General features: G+C 72.7%; 10 protein-coding genes. 5 read left to right on the plus strand and 5 right to left on the minus strand.

The genetic code is table 11. The features are described from left to right. Window positions 1-6 precede the first annotated feature (6 nt). Entirely contained in the window at window positions 7-2,316 is a 2,310-nt protein-coding gene (locus tag DZA62_RS10475) for an outer membrane protein assembly factor BamB family protein (RefSeq protein WP_116948824.1), read from the plus strand. Next, the gene (locus tag DZA62_RS10480) at window positions 2,313-4,259 is read left to right on the plus strand and encodes a PQQ-binding-like beta-propeller repeat protein (protein ID WP_116948825.1); all 1,947 of its coding nucleotides are present in this window, start codon (window positions 2,313-2,315) and stop codon (window positions 4,257-4,259) included. The genes DZA62_RS10475 and DZA62_RS10480 overlap by 4 nt, the downstream gene beginning before the upstream one ends. Here DZA62_RS10480 and DZA62_RS10485 read toward each other — a convergent pair. The 3 genes from DZA62_RS10485 to DZA62_RS10495 all read right to left on the minus strand — a co-directional run bounded on the left by DZA62_RS10485 (window position 4,159) and on the right by DZA62_RS10495 (window position 7,618). After that, window positions 4,159-5,097: a ribosomal RNA small subunit methyltransferase A gene (locus DZA62_RS10485; protein ID WP_116948826.1), complete on the minus strand. Its 939-nt coding sequence runs from the start codon at window positions 5,095-5,097 to the stop codon at window positions 4,159-4,161. The two genes, DZA62_RS10480 and DZA62_RS10485, sit on opposite strands and share 101 nt — an antisense overlap. Before the next feature lie 264 nt (window positions 5,098-5,361). Continuing rightward, on the minus strand, window positions 5,362-6,999 hold the full coding sequence (locus DZA62_RS10490; protein WP_116948827.1) for an ABC-F family ATP-binding cassette domain-containing protein: 1,638 nt from the start codon (window positions 6,997-6,999) through the stop codon (window positions 5,362-5,364). A 148-nt stretch (window positions 7,000-7,147) separates the two neighbouring features. Further along, the gene (locus DZA62_RS10495) at window positions 7,148-7,618 is read right to left on the minus strand and encodes a pyridoxamine 5'-phosphate oxidase family protein (protein ID WP_116948828.1); all 471 of its coding nucleotides are present in this window, start codon (window positions 7,616-7,618) and stop codon (window positions 7,148-7,150) included. 122 nt (window positions 7,619-7,740) lie between these two features. Here DZA62_RS10495 and DZA62_RS10500 point away from each other — a divergent pair, with 122 nt between their 5' ends. Next, window positions 7,741-9,693 (plus strand): ligand-binding sensor domain-containing protein, encoded by a 1,953-nt coding sequence (locus DZA62_RS10500; protein WP_116948829.1) that lies wholly within the window; start codon window positions 7,741-7,743, stop codon window positions 9,691-9,693. Between the two features lie 61 nt (window positions 9,694-9,754). On the opposite strand, the gene aspS is transcribed toward DZA62_RS10500, so the two are convergent. Both aspS and DZA62_RS10510 read right to left on the minus strand, forming a co-directional pair. After that, entirely contained in the window at window positions 9,755-11,524 is a 1,770-nt protein-coding gene (gene aspS, locus DZA62_RS10505; RefSeq protein WP_116948830.1) for an aspartate--tRNA ligase, read from the minus strand. A gap of 227 nt (window positions 11,525-11,751) precedes the next feature. Further along, a complete protein-coding gene (locus DZA62_RS10510) occupies window positions 11,752-13,269 on the minus strand; it encodes an Rv2578c family radical SAM protein (protein ID WP_198663620.1) in 1,518 nt (505 codons plus the stop codon). 166 nt (window positions 13,270-13,435) lie between these two features. Here DZA62_RS10510 and DZA62_RS10515 point away from each other — a divergent pair, with 166 nt between their 5' ends. Beyond that, window positions 13,436-14,062 (plus strand): dihydrofolate reductase family protein, encoded by a 627-nt coding sequence (locus DZA62_RS10515; protein ID WP_116949091.1) that lies wholly within the window; start codon window positions 13,436-13,438, stop codon window positions 14,060-14,062. A gap of 36 nt (window positions 14,063-14,098) precedes the next feature. Continuing rightward, window positions 14,099-14,422, plus strand: coding sequence for a YciI family protein (locus DZA62_RS10520; protein ID WP_116948832.1), 324 nt, complete (start codon window positions 14,099-14,101; stop codon window positions 14,420-14,422).

The following is a 14,422-nucleotide window of genomic DNA, read 5'->3' on the forward strand; positions in this document are numbered from 1 at the left end:
GGCCGGATGCTCCGCCGATCCCCGATCGTCGCATTCCTGCTCGTGATCGCCGTGATCCTCGCGCCCGCCGCGAGCGCGGCCGAGCCGGTGGAGGCGCCACCACCCGCGGCGGCGGACGCGACCTGGACCGCAGAGCCCCTCGGCCCTGCCAGCGTCGCCACCCCGACCGGCTCGGGCCAGTTCATCGGCGACACCCTGTGGTTCTCGACCCGGCAGGCCAACCCGCCGGCGCTGATCGGGCTCGACCCCGCCACCGGCCAGGCGGTCAGCCAGATCCCGCTGCCGGACAGCCTGGGCGCCTGGGTCAGCGCGCCGTCCGGCACGGACGTGTACGTCGGCACCTACACGCCGGCGAAGCTGTACCGCGTCGACACCCTCAATGGTGAGGTCGACGAGATCCTCACCGCCGGCGGTTCCGGCGCGGTCGTCTACGCCCTGACGGTGGCACCGGACGGCGTGGTGTACGCCGGGACCTACGAGTCGTCCGGCGGGCGGATCTTCGCCTACGACCCGGCCACCGGCGTCGTCACCGACCTGGGGGTGACCGTGCCGGGCCAGGACTACGTGCGCGCCCTGGTGGCCGACGAACGGTACGTCTACGCCGGCATCGGCTCGGCCGCGTCGCTCCTGCGCATCGAGCGAGCCACCCACGAGATCACCGACCTCACTCCCCCGGATCTCGCCGGCGCCACCTTCGTCTCGTCGCTGGCGCTGCACGACGGAGCCCTGCTGGGCGGTGTGTCGCCGCGCGGCCAGCTGCTCGTCGTCGACACCGCCGACCCGTCGCGGTACGAGCTGGTCCAGGCTCCGGCCGAGACGTTCGTCGTCGCGGTGACCGGCGGCGAGCCCGGCCGGGCGTACTTCGCCGCGCGCCCGTCGGGGACGCTTTACGGCTACGACCTGTGGTCGGGCGCCGCGGAGCCGCTCGCGGTGCCGGCGCCGGAGAAGGCGGCCAGCGGCCTGACCTTCCACGACGACCGGCTCTGGGGCCTGGTCGACGGTCTGGTCTACGGCTACGACCCGGCCGACGGCAGCGTCACCGGGCTGCCGCTCGACGCGGCCGGCGTCGCACCGAGCCCGGAGGGCCCGATGGCTCTCGCCGCCGACGCCGAGAACGTCTACGTCTCCGGGTCCGGCGGCGTCCAGGTGCACGACATCGCCGATGGCGGCAGTCACCGGGTCTTCGTCCCCGGCGAGGCCAAGTCGGTCTGGCCGGCCGGCGACACCGTCTACCTGTCGATCTACACCCGGGCACTGATCTACGAGCTGCCCTCCGCCGCCGGGCCGGTGCTCCCGCTCGCGGAGATCGGACACGAGCAGACCCGGCCGCGCGACTCCTTCTTCGACGACGGCACCGGCCGGCTCTACGTGGGCACGGAGCCCGACTACGGCCGCTACGGTGGTGCGCTGGCCGTGTACGACACCGCGAGCGGCGGCCTCGACGTCTACCGCGGCATCGTCGAGGACCAGACGATCTCAGCCGTCACCGCCGAGGGCGACACCGCCTACATCGGCAGTGATATCAAGACCGGCCTCGGCACCAGCCCCATCGCGACCCGGGCCGAGGTGGCCGCCGTCGACGTGGGAACCGGCGCGGTGCGCTGGTCGATCCCGGCGCCCGGTGGCGCCACCGTCGTCGGGGACCTCCAGCTCCTCGACGCCGAGCTGGTCGGTCTCACGTCGACCGGACTGCTGTTCGGGCTCGACCCCGCCACCGGGACGGTGCGCTGGCAGCACGCGCTGGGCGTTCGGGCGTCGATCCTGACGCCGTCGGCCACCGGGGTCTACACGACCGACGGGACGTCGATCCTCCGCCTGACCTGGCCCGAACCGGGCGCGCCGGTCGTCTCGACCGTCTACACCGGCCTCGCCGGCGAGTGGTACGGCCCGGCCTCGGTCACCGCGACGCCGGACGGGTCGGCGCTGTTCGCCGTCCAGGGCCGCACCCTCGTGCGTCTCGACGTCCCCGGCGAGCTCTTCGCCGACGTGTCGACGGCGTCCTCGGCGGCCTGGGTGGGTGACCCGGACCGGTCCCGGGTGTGGCGGGCGTCGGTCACGGTCACCGTTCGCGGCGCCGACGGGTCGCCGATCGCCGGCGCCCGCGTCACCGCGGGCTGGCCGGGCGGCGACCGCCCGGCGACCCCGTCCTCCTGCGTCACCGGCGACGACGGCGGCTGCGTGCTGCGCCGCACGGTCGCCGACGCCGCATCCGTCACCGCCGAGATCACCGGTGTCGCGCACCCGTCCCTGCCGGGCGACGGCGTCGAGGTGTCCGAGACCGTCACCGTCACCGCTCCGGAACGAGGCTCCCGATGACCGAGCTCAGCCGTCGTACCTTCCTCTCCGCGGTCGCGGCCGCGGGTGCGCTGCCCGCCGTGCCGGGCCTCACCGGGGTGGCCGCCGCGGCCGGCTCGCCGCCGCCCGAGCTGTTCGGGCCCGCGGCCGTGACGGCGGCCATCGTGGGCATGGCGGTCGAAGGCGACACCGGCTACGTCGTGACCCGCGGCCAGACCCCGCCCAAGGTCGTCACCGTCGACCTGGCCGGCCGGACCGTGACCCGCATCGACCGGCTCGACCGCGGCGACGGCGGCTGGGCGTGCACCATCTCCGGCGGGCAGGTCTACGCGGGCACGTACCCGACCCCGGACCTGTACCGCTACGACCCGGTCAGTGGCGAGGTCGAACTGCTCGGCACGATCGGGCCGTCCGGCGGCTTCGTCTGGTGCCTGACGACGGCGCCCGACGGCACCGTCTACGCCGGCACGTCGCCGCGCTGTGAGCTGTGGGAGTACCGGCCGGACACCGGCGCGCTGCGCAACCTCGGCCGGGTCGCCACCGACACGCAGTTCGCCCGGGTCGTCGCCGCCGACGACACGACGGTGTACGTGGGGACGACGCCGCTGCGGCACGTCATCGCCGTCGACCGCGCCACCGGGGCGATGCGCGACCTCTACCCGGCGGAGCTGGAGCGGGCCGGCTCGGTCGACGCGATCATCGCCACCGGCGAGCGGGTGCTCGTCTCGACCGGAGGCCAGGTGCTCGACCTCGCGCCCGACGGCTCCGACTACACGATCGTGGCCCCGCCCGAACCCTCGACCATGATCGACGGGCTGACCCTGACCCCGTCGGGTGAGCTGCTGGGCGTCGCGCGCCGCACCGGCGCGGTGTTCCGGCGGGTGGGCGACGCGCTGGAACCGGTGGGCGTCGCCAACGCCGGCGACGAGACCCGCGGCCTCTGGCAGCGCGACGGGTCGGTGCTGCTGGGCGCCGGTGGCAGCGGGGTGCTGTGGTTCCACGACCTGGCCACCGGCGAGACCGAGACGTTCGACCTCACCGAGACCGACGTGGCCGGGCCCGACCTCGTCCAGTACCTCAGCTACGACCGCAACGCCGTGTACATCGGCGGGCACTTCTACGTCACCGTGCACCAGCCGTGGGCCGGCGTCGAGCCGCGCCGGATCCGGGTGAACGGCGAGATCAAGGCGCTGCTGCCGCATGAGGGCCTGGTGCTGGGCGCCATCTATCCGAGCGGCGAGCTGATCAGCATCGACCCGGCGACCGACACCGTCACGTCACTGGGCGTGCTCGGGAACGACCAGCAGCGGCCGTGGGAGCTGGCGCTCGACGCCGAGCGCGGCCTGCTGCTGGTGGCGTCGGCGGCGGGCACCGGCCGGCTGAACGGCGCCCTGACCGTGCTGGACCTCGAGACCGGCGCGATGGAGTCCTACGTCGGCGTGCTGCCGGACCAGAGCGTCATGTCCGTCGCTCTGCACGACGGCATCGCGTACCTGGCCGGCGACACCTGGGGCGGCGGCGGCGCCACCCCGACGCAGCCGGCCGCGCAGGTGGCCGCGTTCGACCTGGAGTCCCGGACGGTGCTGTGGCGGACCGAGCCGATCGCCGGGCAGGCCAGCCTTCAGCACGTCGACGTCCACGACGGGTACCTCTACGGCGTGTACAAGCGCCTGAGCGGCACCTGGTTCGCGATGGATCTCGCCACCCGCTCCGTCGTACGGCAGGGCAAGATCAGCGGCTACGGCGAGATCGTCGTCCACCACGGCCAGGTCTTCGCGGCGACCAACTTCGGCGACTACCTCTACCGGCTGCGGCCCGACCACGACGCGGAGCAGCTGGCCGGGCCGCTGGTCGCCAGCTGGTTCACCGTTCCTCAGCTGGAGTTCGAGCGGGGCTGGGGCGCCTGGGGCGTCGCGGGCCGGGAGCTGGCGCGCTTCGACCTGCATCCGCGCCACCGGCGCTGAGACTGCGAGCCAGGTCCAGCCAGACGGCCGTCGGGACGGTCCCGGCGGCCGCCGGCGGGTCGATGCCCGTCGACGTCAGCAGCCTGTGGGCGCGCTTCATCGGCACGTGCGCCCCGAGGACGTCGCGCGCGGCCCGCCGCGGTGCACGGTAGGCGTCGCGCAGGAGCTTCCGGGCCAGCCGGGCCTGCGGCCCCGACACGTCCGTGCGCCTGCGGACCACCAGGTGCGCCGAGTCGACCGACGGCGCCGGCCGGAAGCTGCCGGGCCGGACCCGTCCGGCGACGCTCAGCTCGAACCGTGCCTGCCACCAGGCGACCTCCAGATCGCGCGGGCGGTCGTCGGTCATGCGTTTGGCGAACCCCCACTCGACCAGCAGATCCGCGCTCCTGATCGAGGTCGTGTCCGGGTCCAGCAGGCGGCGCAGCAGCGCCGTCGAGATCGCGTACGGGATGTTCGCGACCACAGCGTACGGCCGGTGCGGCAGCATCACCGTGCGCGCGTCGGCCTCGACCACCCGCACGCCGTCGTCGCCGGCGAAGCGCCGCTCGAGCTTCGCGACGAACCGCGGGTCGCGCTCGACGGCGATGACGCGCGCGCCGGTGGCGGCCAGCGTCGCCGTCAGCGCACCCAGCCCGGCGCCGAGCTCCATGACCAGGTCACCCGGCCCGGCGCCGGACGAGCGGACCATCCGGGCGCTGACGGACGGGTCGCGGAGCAGGTGGATGCCGGCATGGTTCGCCGGCGGAATGGTGGCTTTCGAGGCGGCGCGCTTCTGGCCGTTCGGGCGGCCGGCTCGGTTCGGGCGGCCGGAGTTCTGGGTGCGGGCATGCCGTGGCATGGGTCATCACGACCAATCGGGATCACGGGAGGACGCGGACGTCGAAGAGCCGCGCTGTGCGCCTCGGGCATGATCACCGAGGGGCGGACGCGGCTGCGGCGTGCTCCCGTGCCGCCGGCCCGGACCGCTTCAGATCGCGGTCAGCCGGGGCGACGCAGGACTACGCCGTGACGGCCTGGCGGGGACGCCAGTACGCCACAGCGCTGTTCTTTGTCATTCCCACAACTCCACCGTAACGGGTCCGGCCGGCCGGACACCAATGATTTAGACCAGCAGCTCGCCGTCGACGACCTCGGCGCGTTCGCCCTGCCAGCGGTGCCGCGCCCACCGGTCGTGCGTCACCACCACGACCGCCAGCCCGGCACCGTCGACCGCGGCCTCCAGCTCCTCCACCAGACCGAGCGACAGGTGGTTCGTCGGCTCGTCGAGCAGCAGCACCTGCGGGCGCGTCACCAGCAGCCGGGCCAGCGCGAGCCGCCGCTGCTGGCCGACCGACAGCGCGCCGACCGAGGTCGCGAGCGCCGGGCCGGGCAGCAGGCCGAGACCGGCCAGCTCGGCCTGGTACTCGTCGGCCGGACCGGGGCGGCCGGCCGCGAACGCCTGCACCGCCGTCAGGGACGGGTCGGGGAAGCTGCCGGTCTGGGGCAGCCAGCCGATGCGCAGCCGGCGCGAGCGCAGCACGTCGCCGGTCTCCGGCTCCAGCGCCCCGGCCAGGACCGAGAGCAACGACGACTTGCCCGAGCCGTTGCGGCCGGTGATCATCAGCCGGGTGTCGCGCGTGACGTCCAGGGCGCGGGCGGCGATGCGGCCGGGCACCTTGACGTCGCGGACCGCGATCAGCACGCCGTCGGGCACGTCGGCGCCCAGCGCGCCGTCGAAGGTCAGCAGTCGCGGCGGCTTCGGGATGCGCAGCTCCTCGAGCCGGCGCAGCCGGTTCTCGGCGTCGCGGACCCGCCGCGACACCGCGGCGTCGACCTTCTGGCTGAGGAAGTGCGGCACGAACTTGTCGTTGTCGCGGCGGCCGCGGCCCTCGTGCCCGACCCGGCGGGCGTCCTGCTTGACGACCGCCCGGGCGAGGTCGACCTCGTCGGACCACGTGACGTACGCCTGCTGCCACCGCGCCCGGGCGGCCGCCTTGCCGGCCAGGTAGTCGGTGTAGGCGCCGGTGTAGCGTGCCGGTCCGACGTGCGGCGTGCCGTCGCGGTCGACCGTCAGCACCGGGTCGAGGTCCAGGATGGACGTCGCGACGCCGTCGAGGAACGCGCGGTCGTGCGAGACGGTGACCACGGCGCCGCGGTAGGCGCGCAGGGCGTCCTCCAGAAAGCTGATCGCGTCGTCGTCGAGGTGGTTGGTCGGCTCGTCCAGCAGCAACAGGTCCGGCGCCCGGACCAGCGCGAGCGCCAGCGCCAGCCGGGACCGCTGCCCTCCGGACAACGTCTCGAGCGTCCGGTCGCCGGCGACGTCGGCCAGGCCCAGTCCGGCCAGCGCGCGGGCCGCCCTGGCGTCGGCGGACCAGCCGTCGCGGTGCTCGAACTCGGCGAGCAGGTCGCCGTACTCGTCCAGCACGGACTGGTCGCCGTCGGCCAGCGTCGCCTCGGCGGCGCGCATGCGCTGCTCGAGGACGCGGAACTCGGCCAGCGCGGCATCGATCGCGCCGTCGACGGTGCCACCGGCCGGCAGGTCGGGCTCCTGGGTGAGGTAGCCGAGCGTCCCGTGCCGTTCGACGGTGCCCGAGTCGGGCCGCTCCACCCCGGCGGAGAGCCGCAGCAGCGTCGACTTGCCGACGCCGTTCTCGCCGACGATGCCCAGCCGCTCCCCCGCGGAGGCGTCGTAGCTGACCCCGTCGAGGACCCGGCGGCCGGCGTAGGCGATGGAAAGAGCGCGAACGGAGAGCAAAGACACGTGACGACCTCGACGAGGTTGCTGGGAGCCCGCCGGGTGGAGACACCTCGGGCACGGGCGGAGTCACGCGTCAGATCACATCGCTGTCGATGATGCCAAACCGCCCGGCCGCGAGGCAAGCGATTAAACCCCGCGGCCGGGCCGTCGGTCAGTCGACGGGCTCGTCCAGCCAGGAGCCGTCGAGCATGACGGTGCGTCCGCCGTACTCGTGGAAGCCGTTCCAGACCTGGATGCGGTCCGGCCGGAGGTACAGGTACAGGAAGCCGGGTATCCGCCGCGGATCGTGCGAGACCTGCGCGTACCGATCGGCGACCGTGGCGTCGACATCCGCCACCTCGACGATCGACACGTCGCCGTCGATGGCGACGACGTCGTCGGTATCGCCGATGGCCAGCCTGGCCCGCGGACGAGCCCGGAGATTGGCCATCGTCCGGCTGCGTTCGAAGGTGGCCATCGCGACGTACTCGCCGGCCAGGACGAAGCTCACCGGGATCAGGTGCGCGCCGTGACCGTCGCTCCCGGTGGCGAGCCAGAGCCGTTGGTGCGTGGACAGCCGATGCCGGGCGACCTCGCGGCGTTCGGCCAGCGCCCGCGGGGCGAGGGTGGGTGGCGCGGTCATCTGGTTCCTCCCATGTCTCGAGGCAGGTTCTCTACCTCCTAGACGTCTGGACGCCGTCCGGATCCGACACGGTGCGCGTCCGACCATAGACATTACGGTCCAGGCCGGAATACCATCCGCGCATGATTCCCCGCCGACGCTTCCTCCAGGCCGCCGCCGCGACGGGCGCGGCCGTCACCCTTCCAGCCGTCTCCTCCCTGCCTGCCTCGGGCGCCACCCGCCCGGCCGAGGGCACCGTCACCAACCTCGGCCCGGCCAGCGTGGCCAGCCCTCTGGGCAACGGCGAGTTCGTCGGCGACGTCCTCTACATGGGCTCGCGCGGCCTGGCCCCCAACGTCGTCGGCGCCTGGGACCTGGGCACCGACAGCATCGCCGAGCACTTCGAGATCACGACGGGCATCGGCATCTGGGCGATGTGCAAGGTCGGCACCGACGTCTACGTCGGCACCCACTCGCGTTCCGACCTCTACCGGATCGACTCGGTCAGCGGCGAAGTGAGCAAGCTCGCCGAGTACCCCGACCACTTCATCTGGACCATGGCCGCCTCGCCCGACGGCAAGATCTACATGGGGATGTCCGAGCCGGGACGCGTGGTCGAGTACGACCCGGCCACCGGCGCCAGCCGCGACCTGGGTCAGCCCGCGCCCGGCGAGGCCTACGTGCGCAGCATCCAGGCCGACGACACCTACGTCTACGCCGGCATCGGGGCCAATGCCCACCTCATCGCCATCCACCGGCAGACCGGCCAGAAGCGCGAGCTGCTACCCGCCGAGCTCCTGGACCGCGACTGGGTCTCGAGCATGCACATCAGCGCCACCCACATCGCCGGAGGGCTCAACTCCACCGCCGAGCTCGTCGTCCTGGACAAGGCCGACCCCAGCAGGTACCGGATCGTCAAGGCGAGCGCCGCGGGCGAGAAGTACACCGTCGCCGTCCTCATCCACGACGGCTGGGTCTACTTCGCCGGACGCCCCACCGGGACGGTCTACCGCGTGCCGGTGGACGGCGGGGACCTGGAGGTGCTGGGCGTGCCGTTCCCGGAGGCGCAGACGGTGCGGCTCCTGGAGCACGGCGGGCGGATCTACGGCCTGCAGGACCCCGGCATCTTCGTCTACGACCCGGCCACGGGCTCGATGGACTACGTCAGCCACGTCCAGCGCGGCTTCCGCGCCGCCGCCGAGGCGCCGATGTCGGTGCACTCCGACGGCCAGGTCGTCTACGTCGGCGGCAAGAGCGGAGCCGACCTGCACGACCTGGCCACGGGCGAGGTCACCCGGCTGCCCATCGCGGGTGAGCCCAAGACGGCCATCACCGTCGGCGGCATCACGTACCTCGGCATCTACACCCAGGCCGCGCTCTACTCCCACCGGGCCGGCGACGCGGAGGCCGAGCTGCTGTTCCGCACCGGCCACCATCAGGACCGGCCCAAGGACCTGGCCTACGACCGCGCCACCGGCCTGATCGCCATGTCCACCCAGCCCGAGCCCGGCCACCCCAACGGCGCGCTGGACCTGTACGACCCCAGGACCGGCGAGCTGGACACCTACCGCCCGATCATCGAGCGGCAGACGGTGTTCTCGCTGACCGCCGTCGCCGGAACGCTCTTCCTGGGCACCAGCACGCAGGAGGGCCTCGGTGCGCCGCCCGTCACCCCCACCGCCAAGCTGGCCGCCTTCGACCTGCGGACCAGGAAAGTGACGTGGGAACTGGAGGCGCTGCCGGGCATCGGCGCCATCATGGACCTGGCGCACACCCCGCTGGCCGTGTACGGCATCACCAACACCGGCGTGCTGTTCGAGTACAGCCTGGTGAAGCGCAAGATCACCCGGACGCTGAAGGTCAGCGAGCGGGGCGGCGACCTGCTGATCGCCGGGCTCACCGCCTACACCAGCGACGTGAACGCCGTCTACCGGATCGACCTCGTCCCCTTCACGGCGAAGAAGATCGTCGACGGCCTCGCGAGCGACTGGTTCGGCGGCGGTTCCCGGCTCACCATCGCACCCGACGGTCGCGCCCTCTACGCGTTGAAGGGGCGCGACCTGATCAGCATCGCGATCCGCCCGCTCCTCGGCTGAGTCCGACGAGCAGCAGCGCCCGGGCGGGACCGGCGGCGACGCCGCCGGTCCCGTCGGTGCGTCAGCTCTGCGGCTGCTCCGGGGCGGCGTCGATGCCCGCTTCCTTGCGCTGCTGCGCCGTGATGGGCGCCGGAGCCGCGGTCAGGGGGTCGTAGCCGCCGCCGGTCTTCGGGAACGCGATGACCTCGCGGATGGAGTCGGCGCCCGCCAGCAGCGCGGTGATGCGGTCCCACCCGAAGGCGATGCCGCCGTGCGGCGGGGCGCCGTACTTGAACGCGTCGAGCAGGAAACCGAACTTCTCCTGCGCCTCCTCCTGGCTCAGGCCCATGACCCGGAAGACCCGCTCCTGCACGTCGCGGCGGTGGATACGGATGGACCCGCCGCCGATCTCGTTGCCGTTGCAGACGATGTCGTAGGCATAGGCCAGCGCGCTGCCCGGGTCGGCGTCGAAGGTGTCGGCCGACTCCGGCTTCGGCGACGTGAAGGCGTGGTGCACGGCGGTCCAGGCGCCGCCGCCCACGGCGACGTCGTCGGTCTCGTCGACCGGCTCGAACAGCGGCGAGTCGACCACCCAGGTGAACGCCCAAGCGTCCTCGTCGATCAGCCCGGCGCGCCGGCCGATCTCGAGCCGGGCCGCCCCGAGCAGGTTCTGCGAGAACCGCCGGGGGCCCGCGCCGAAGAAGATCGCGTCGCCGGGCACGGCCCCGACCAGCTTCGGCAGGCCGGCCTTCTCGTCCTCGGACAGGTTCTTGGCGACCGGGCCGGACAGCTCGCCGTCGGCACCCACCAGCACGTACGCCAGGCCGCGGGCGCCGCGCGCCTTGGCCCAGTCCTGCCAGCCGTCGAGCTCCTTGCGGGTCTGCGACGCGCCGCCCGGATGCACGACGGCGCCGACGTACGGCGCCTGGAACACCCGGAAGTCGGTGTCGGCGAAGTGCTCGGTGACCTCGGTGAGCTCCTGGCCGAACCGCAGGTCCGGCTTGTCCGAACCGAAGCGGTCCATGGCGTCGCGGTAGGTCATGCGCGGGATCGGGGTGCTGATCTCGTGGCCGACCAGCGCCCACAGCGCCCTCAGCACCTTCTCGGCCAGCGCGATGACGTCGTCCTGCTCGACGAAGCTCATCTCGATGTCGAGCTGGGTGAACTCGGGCTGGCGGTCGGCGCGGAAGTCCTCGTCGCGATAGCAGCGGGCGATCTGGAAGTAGCGCTCCAGCCCGGCGACCATGAGCAGCTGCTTGAACAGCTGCGGCGACTGCGGCAGCGCGTACCAGGACCCCGGCCGCAGCCGGGCCGGGACCAGGAAGTCGCGTGCCCCCTCGGGCGTCGAGCGGGTCAGCGTCGGCGTCTCGACCTCGACGAAGTCTTCGGCCAGCAGGACGTCGCGGGCGGCCTTGTTCACCGCGCTGCGCAGCCGGATCGCGGCGGCCGGGCCGGACCGGCGCAGGTCGAGGTAGCGGTACTTCAACCTCACTTCTTCGCCGACGGCAGCGCTTGAACTGGGGTCGTCGATCTGGAACGGCAGCGGCTCGGCCTCGCTCAGCACCTCGACGGTCTCGGCGACGACCTCGATCTCGCCGGTCGGCAGGTTCGGGTTCTCGTTCCCCTCGGGGCGCCGGCCGACCTGCCCGGTGACCTTGATGCAGAACTCGTTGCGCAGCCCGCTCGCCACGGCCTCGTCGCGCACCACCACCTGCGCCACCCCGGACGCGTCGCGCAGATCCAGGAACGCCACTCCCCCATGATCGCGACGGCGGGCCACCCAGCCGGTGAGGGTGACGGTCTGGCCGGCGTGGCCGGCACGCAGTGTGCCGGCCTCATGGGTGCGGAGCACGGGTGTTCCTCTCGGGTGTGTTTGCGGCGCTGGCGAGCTGTTGGGTACACAACAGCTCGCCAGCGATCCTACGTAACCCGCTGCGCCAACGGCGAGGCGATTCCCCTCACGACGTTGATCTTGGAGTTGTTCGGCCATCTTTCGGACATTGCGGACGGCATTGCCGAAGAACTCCAAGATCAACGTGGGCGGACGGACGTGGGCGGTCGTGGCGGCGCGGGGCGGCGTCAGAACAGGGAGTCCTGGCCGGGCTCGGACGGTGGCGGCTCAGGGGCGAGCCGCGGCCCCCAGCGCTTGCCGTGCAGTGGCCGCCGGCGGTCGTCGAGCAGCTCCTCGTCGTCGTCGCGGAGGCGGTGCCGGCGCAGGTGCGGCTCGACCCGGGCGCGCAGCCAGTCGCGATAGCGCTGGTCGGAGTAGGAACCGCGGTGGTACAGGCGCCGGTACAGCGGCAGGAGGTCGGGCCGGGTGGACTCCAGCCAGCCGAGATACCACTCCCGCGCACCCGGGCGCAGGTGCAGCGGGATGTAGCTGATGCCCGTCGCGCCTGCCTCGGCGACGGCCGCGACCAACGCGGACAGGTGCTCCTCGGAGTCGGTCAGGCCGGGCAGGATCGGTGCCAGCAGGACGGTGCACGGCAGGCCCGCCTCGCGGACCGCGCGGATGAGGTCGAGCCGTGCCTTCGGCGTCGGCGTGCCGGGCTCGACCGACCGATGCAGTCGTTCGTCGAGCAGGGCCAGCGACACGCCGATGCCGACCTGGACGTCCTCGGCGGCACGCCGCAGCAGCGGGAGGTCGCGGCGCAGCAGCGTGCCCTTGGTGAGAATGCTGAACGGCGTGCCGGACCCGGCCAGCGCCTCGATGACGCCCGGCATCAGCCGGTACCGGCCCTCGGCGCGCTGGTAGGGGTCGGTGTTGGTGCCCATGGCGACGTGCTCGCGCCGCCACGTGTGCCGGGCCACCTCGCGGCGGAGCACGTCGGCGACGTTGACCTTGACGATGACCTGCCGGTCGAAGTCGTCGCCGGCGTCGAGGTCGAGGTAGGTGTGGGTGTTGCGGGCGAAGCAGTTGTGGCTGACGACGCCGTGCGCGATGAAGTCGCCGGTGCCGGTGGTGAGGTCGAACATCGGCAGCTCGACGTCCATCGGCCGGACGTAGCTGACCGCCAGCGCGTCGTCGGACCGCACGGCCGCGCCGACCACGCCGCGGCGCAGCCCCGTCAGGCGGTCGCGGACGGTCAGGTGCGGCCGCGGCGGCTCACCCTCGGCGGCCGCCGCCACGTGCTTCCAACCGTCGGGGGTGAGGAACCGGTGGTCGCCGCCGGCCACGATGGACGTGCCGCCGTCGAGCTCGACGCGGTAGGCCGGCTTCGAGGTGCGCCAGTGGTCGAGCACCTGGGTACGCACCAGCCGGCGGCTCAGCCCTTCGCGCCGGGTGCCGAGCACGGCGTCGCCCGGCCGCACCCGCGCCAGCGGGACGGTGGAGCCGTCGGCCATGCTGATGGGCGCGTACCCGGACAGGCAGTAGGTGCACGCGTGGCTGCAGCCGCGGTACGGGTTCACCGTCCACCGGAACGGCACCTGCGCCGCCGCCGGCACCTTGTTCAGCGCCGACTTGGACGTGACCTCGTGGAACGTGATGCCCTCGAACTCAGGCGTGCGCACGCTGCGGACCAGACCGGACAGCCGCTGCAACCCGGGCAGCGCCGCGCCGTCGGCGACCGCGAGCTCCTGACCTTCCCAACGCACCCATTCATTCGAACACACGTTCGGCACGGTGGCAATCTCCCCGGTCGAGATTTCTGGCAGGGCTCCAGAAGGTCGTCGAACGACGGTGTCGGAACGGGGCACGGCCGTTCGTGGAAGGGGTGAGCGGCCGCCCATGGGAGGCGCCCCGAGGAGAGGAATCGTGATCATGAAGCTGACGACTGTCACCAATGTCTCGGTCGACGGAGTGATGCAGGGGCTCGGCGGGTCCGAGGAGGACCGCAGGGGCGGCTTCGAGCGCGGCGGCTGGGCCCTGCCGTTGTTCGACGACGAGGCCTCGGCGTACCTCAGCCAGGTCTACCAGCGAGCCGACGCGTTCCTGTTCGGCCGGCGGACGTTCGAGATCTTCGCCGCCTCCTGGGGCACCATCGAGGACATGGCGAACGCCCCGATCGGACGTGCCCTGAACGCACGGCCCAAGTACGTGGTGTCGTCCACGCTCACCGACCCGAAGTGGGCCGAGTCCACCGTCCTCTCCGGCGACGTCGCGGCGGCCGTCCGGGAGCTGAAGGCCAGGCCGGGAGGGGAACTGCAGGTGCACGGCAGTGGCACGTTGGTCCGCTGGCTGCTCGACCACCAGTTGGTCGACGAGATCACCCTGCTCGGTTACCCGGTGGTCGTCGGCCAGGGCACGCGGCTGTTCCCCGACGACGGCCCGGACACCGCCCTCGGCCTGGTCGATTTCCGCGCCTTCGCGAGCGGCATCACCCTGCAGGTCTACCGGCCGGCCGGGCGTCCGCAATACGCGACGTCCACGCCGGTCCCCGCCACGTGACGCGACACCGCCGCCCCGACAGGAGATGATCTTCAGATGCGGTACCTGGTTTCCGTGATCGACGACAAGACCGACTCCGCCACGCCTGACGTGATGGCGGCCATCGACGCGTTCAACGAACGGATCCAGGCGGAGGGCCACTGGGTCTTCGCCGGCGGCCTCGCCGCGCCCAGCTCGGCCACCGTCGTCGACAACCGCGGCGGTGAGGCGCTCATCACCGACGGACCCTTCCTGGAGTCGAAGGAGTATCTCGCCGGCTTCTGGGTCATGGAGGCCGCCGACCTCGACGAGGCGCTGAAGCTCGCCGCCGACGGCTCGAGGGCCTGCGACGCGCGCGTCGAGGTGCGACCGTTCCTGTGA

Source organism: Jiangella endophytica, from assembly GCF_003427025.1.
Lineage (GTDB): Bacteria > Actinomycetota > Actinomycetes > Jiangellales > Jiangellaceae > Jiangella > Jiangella endophytica.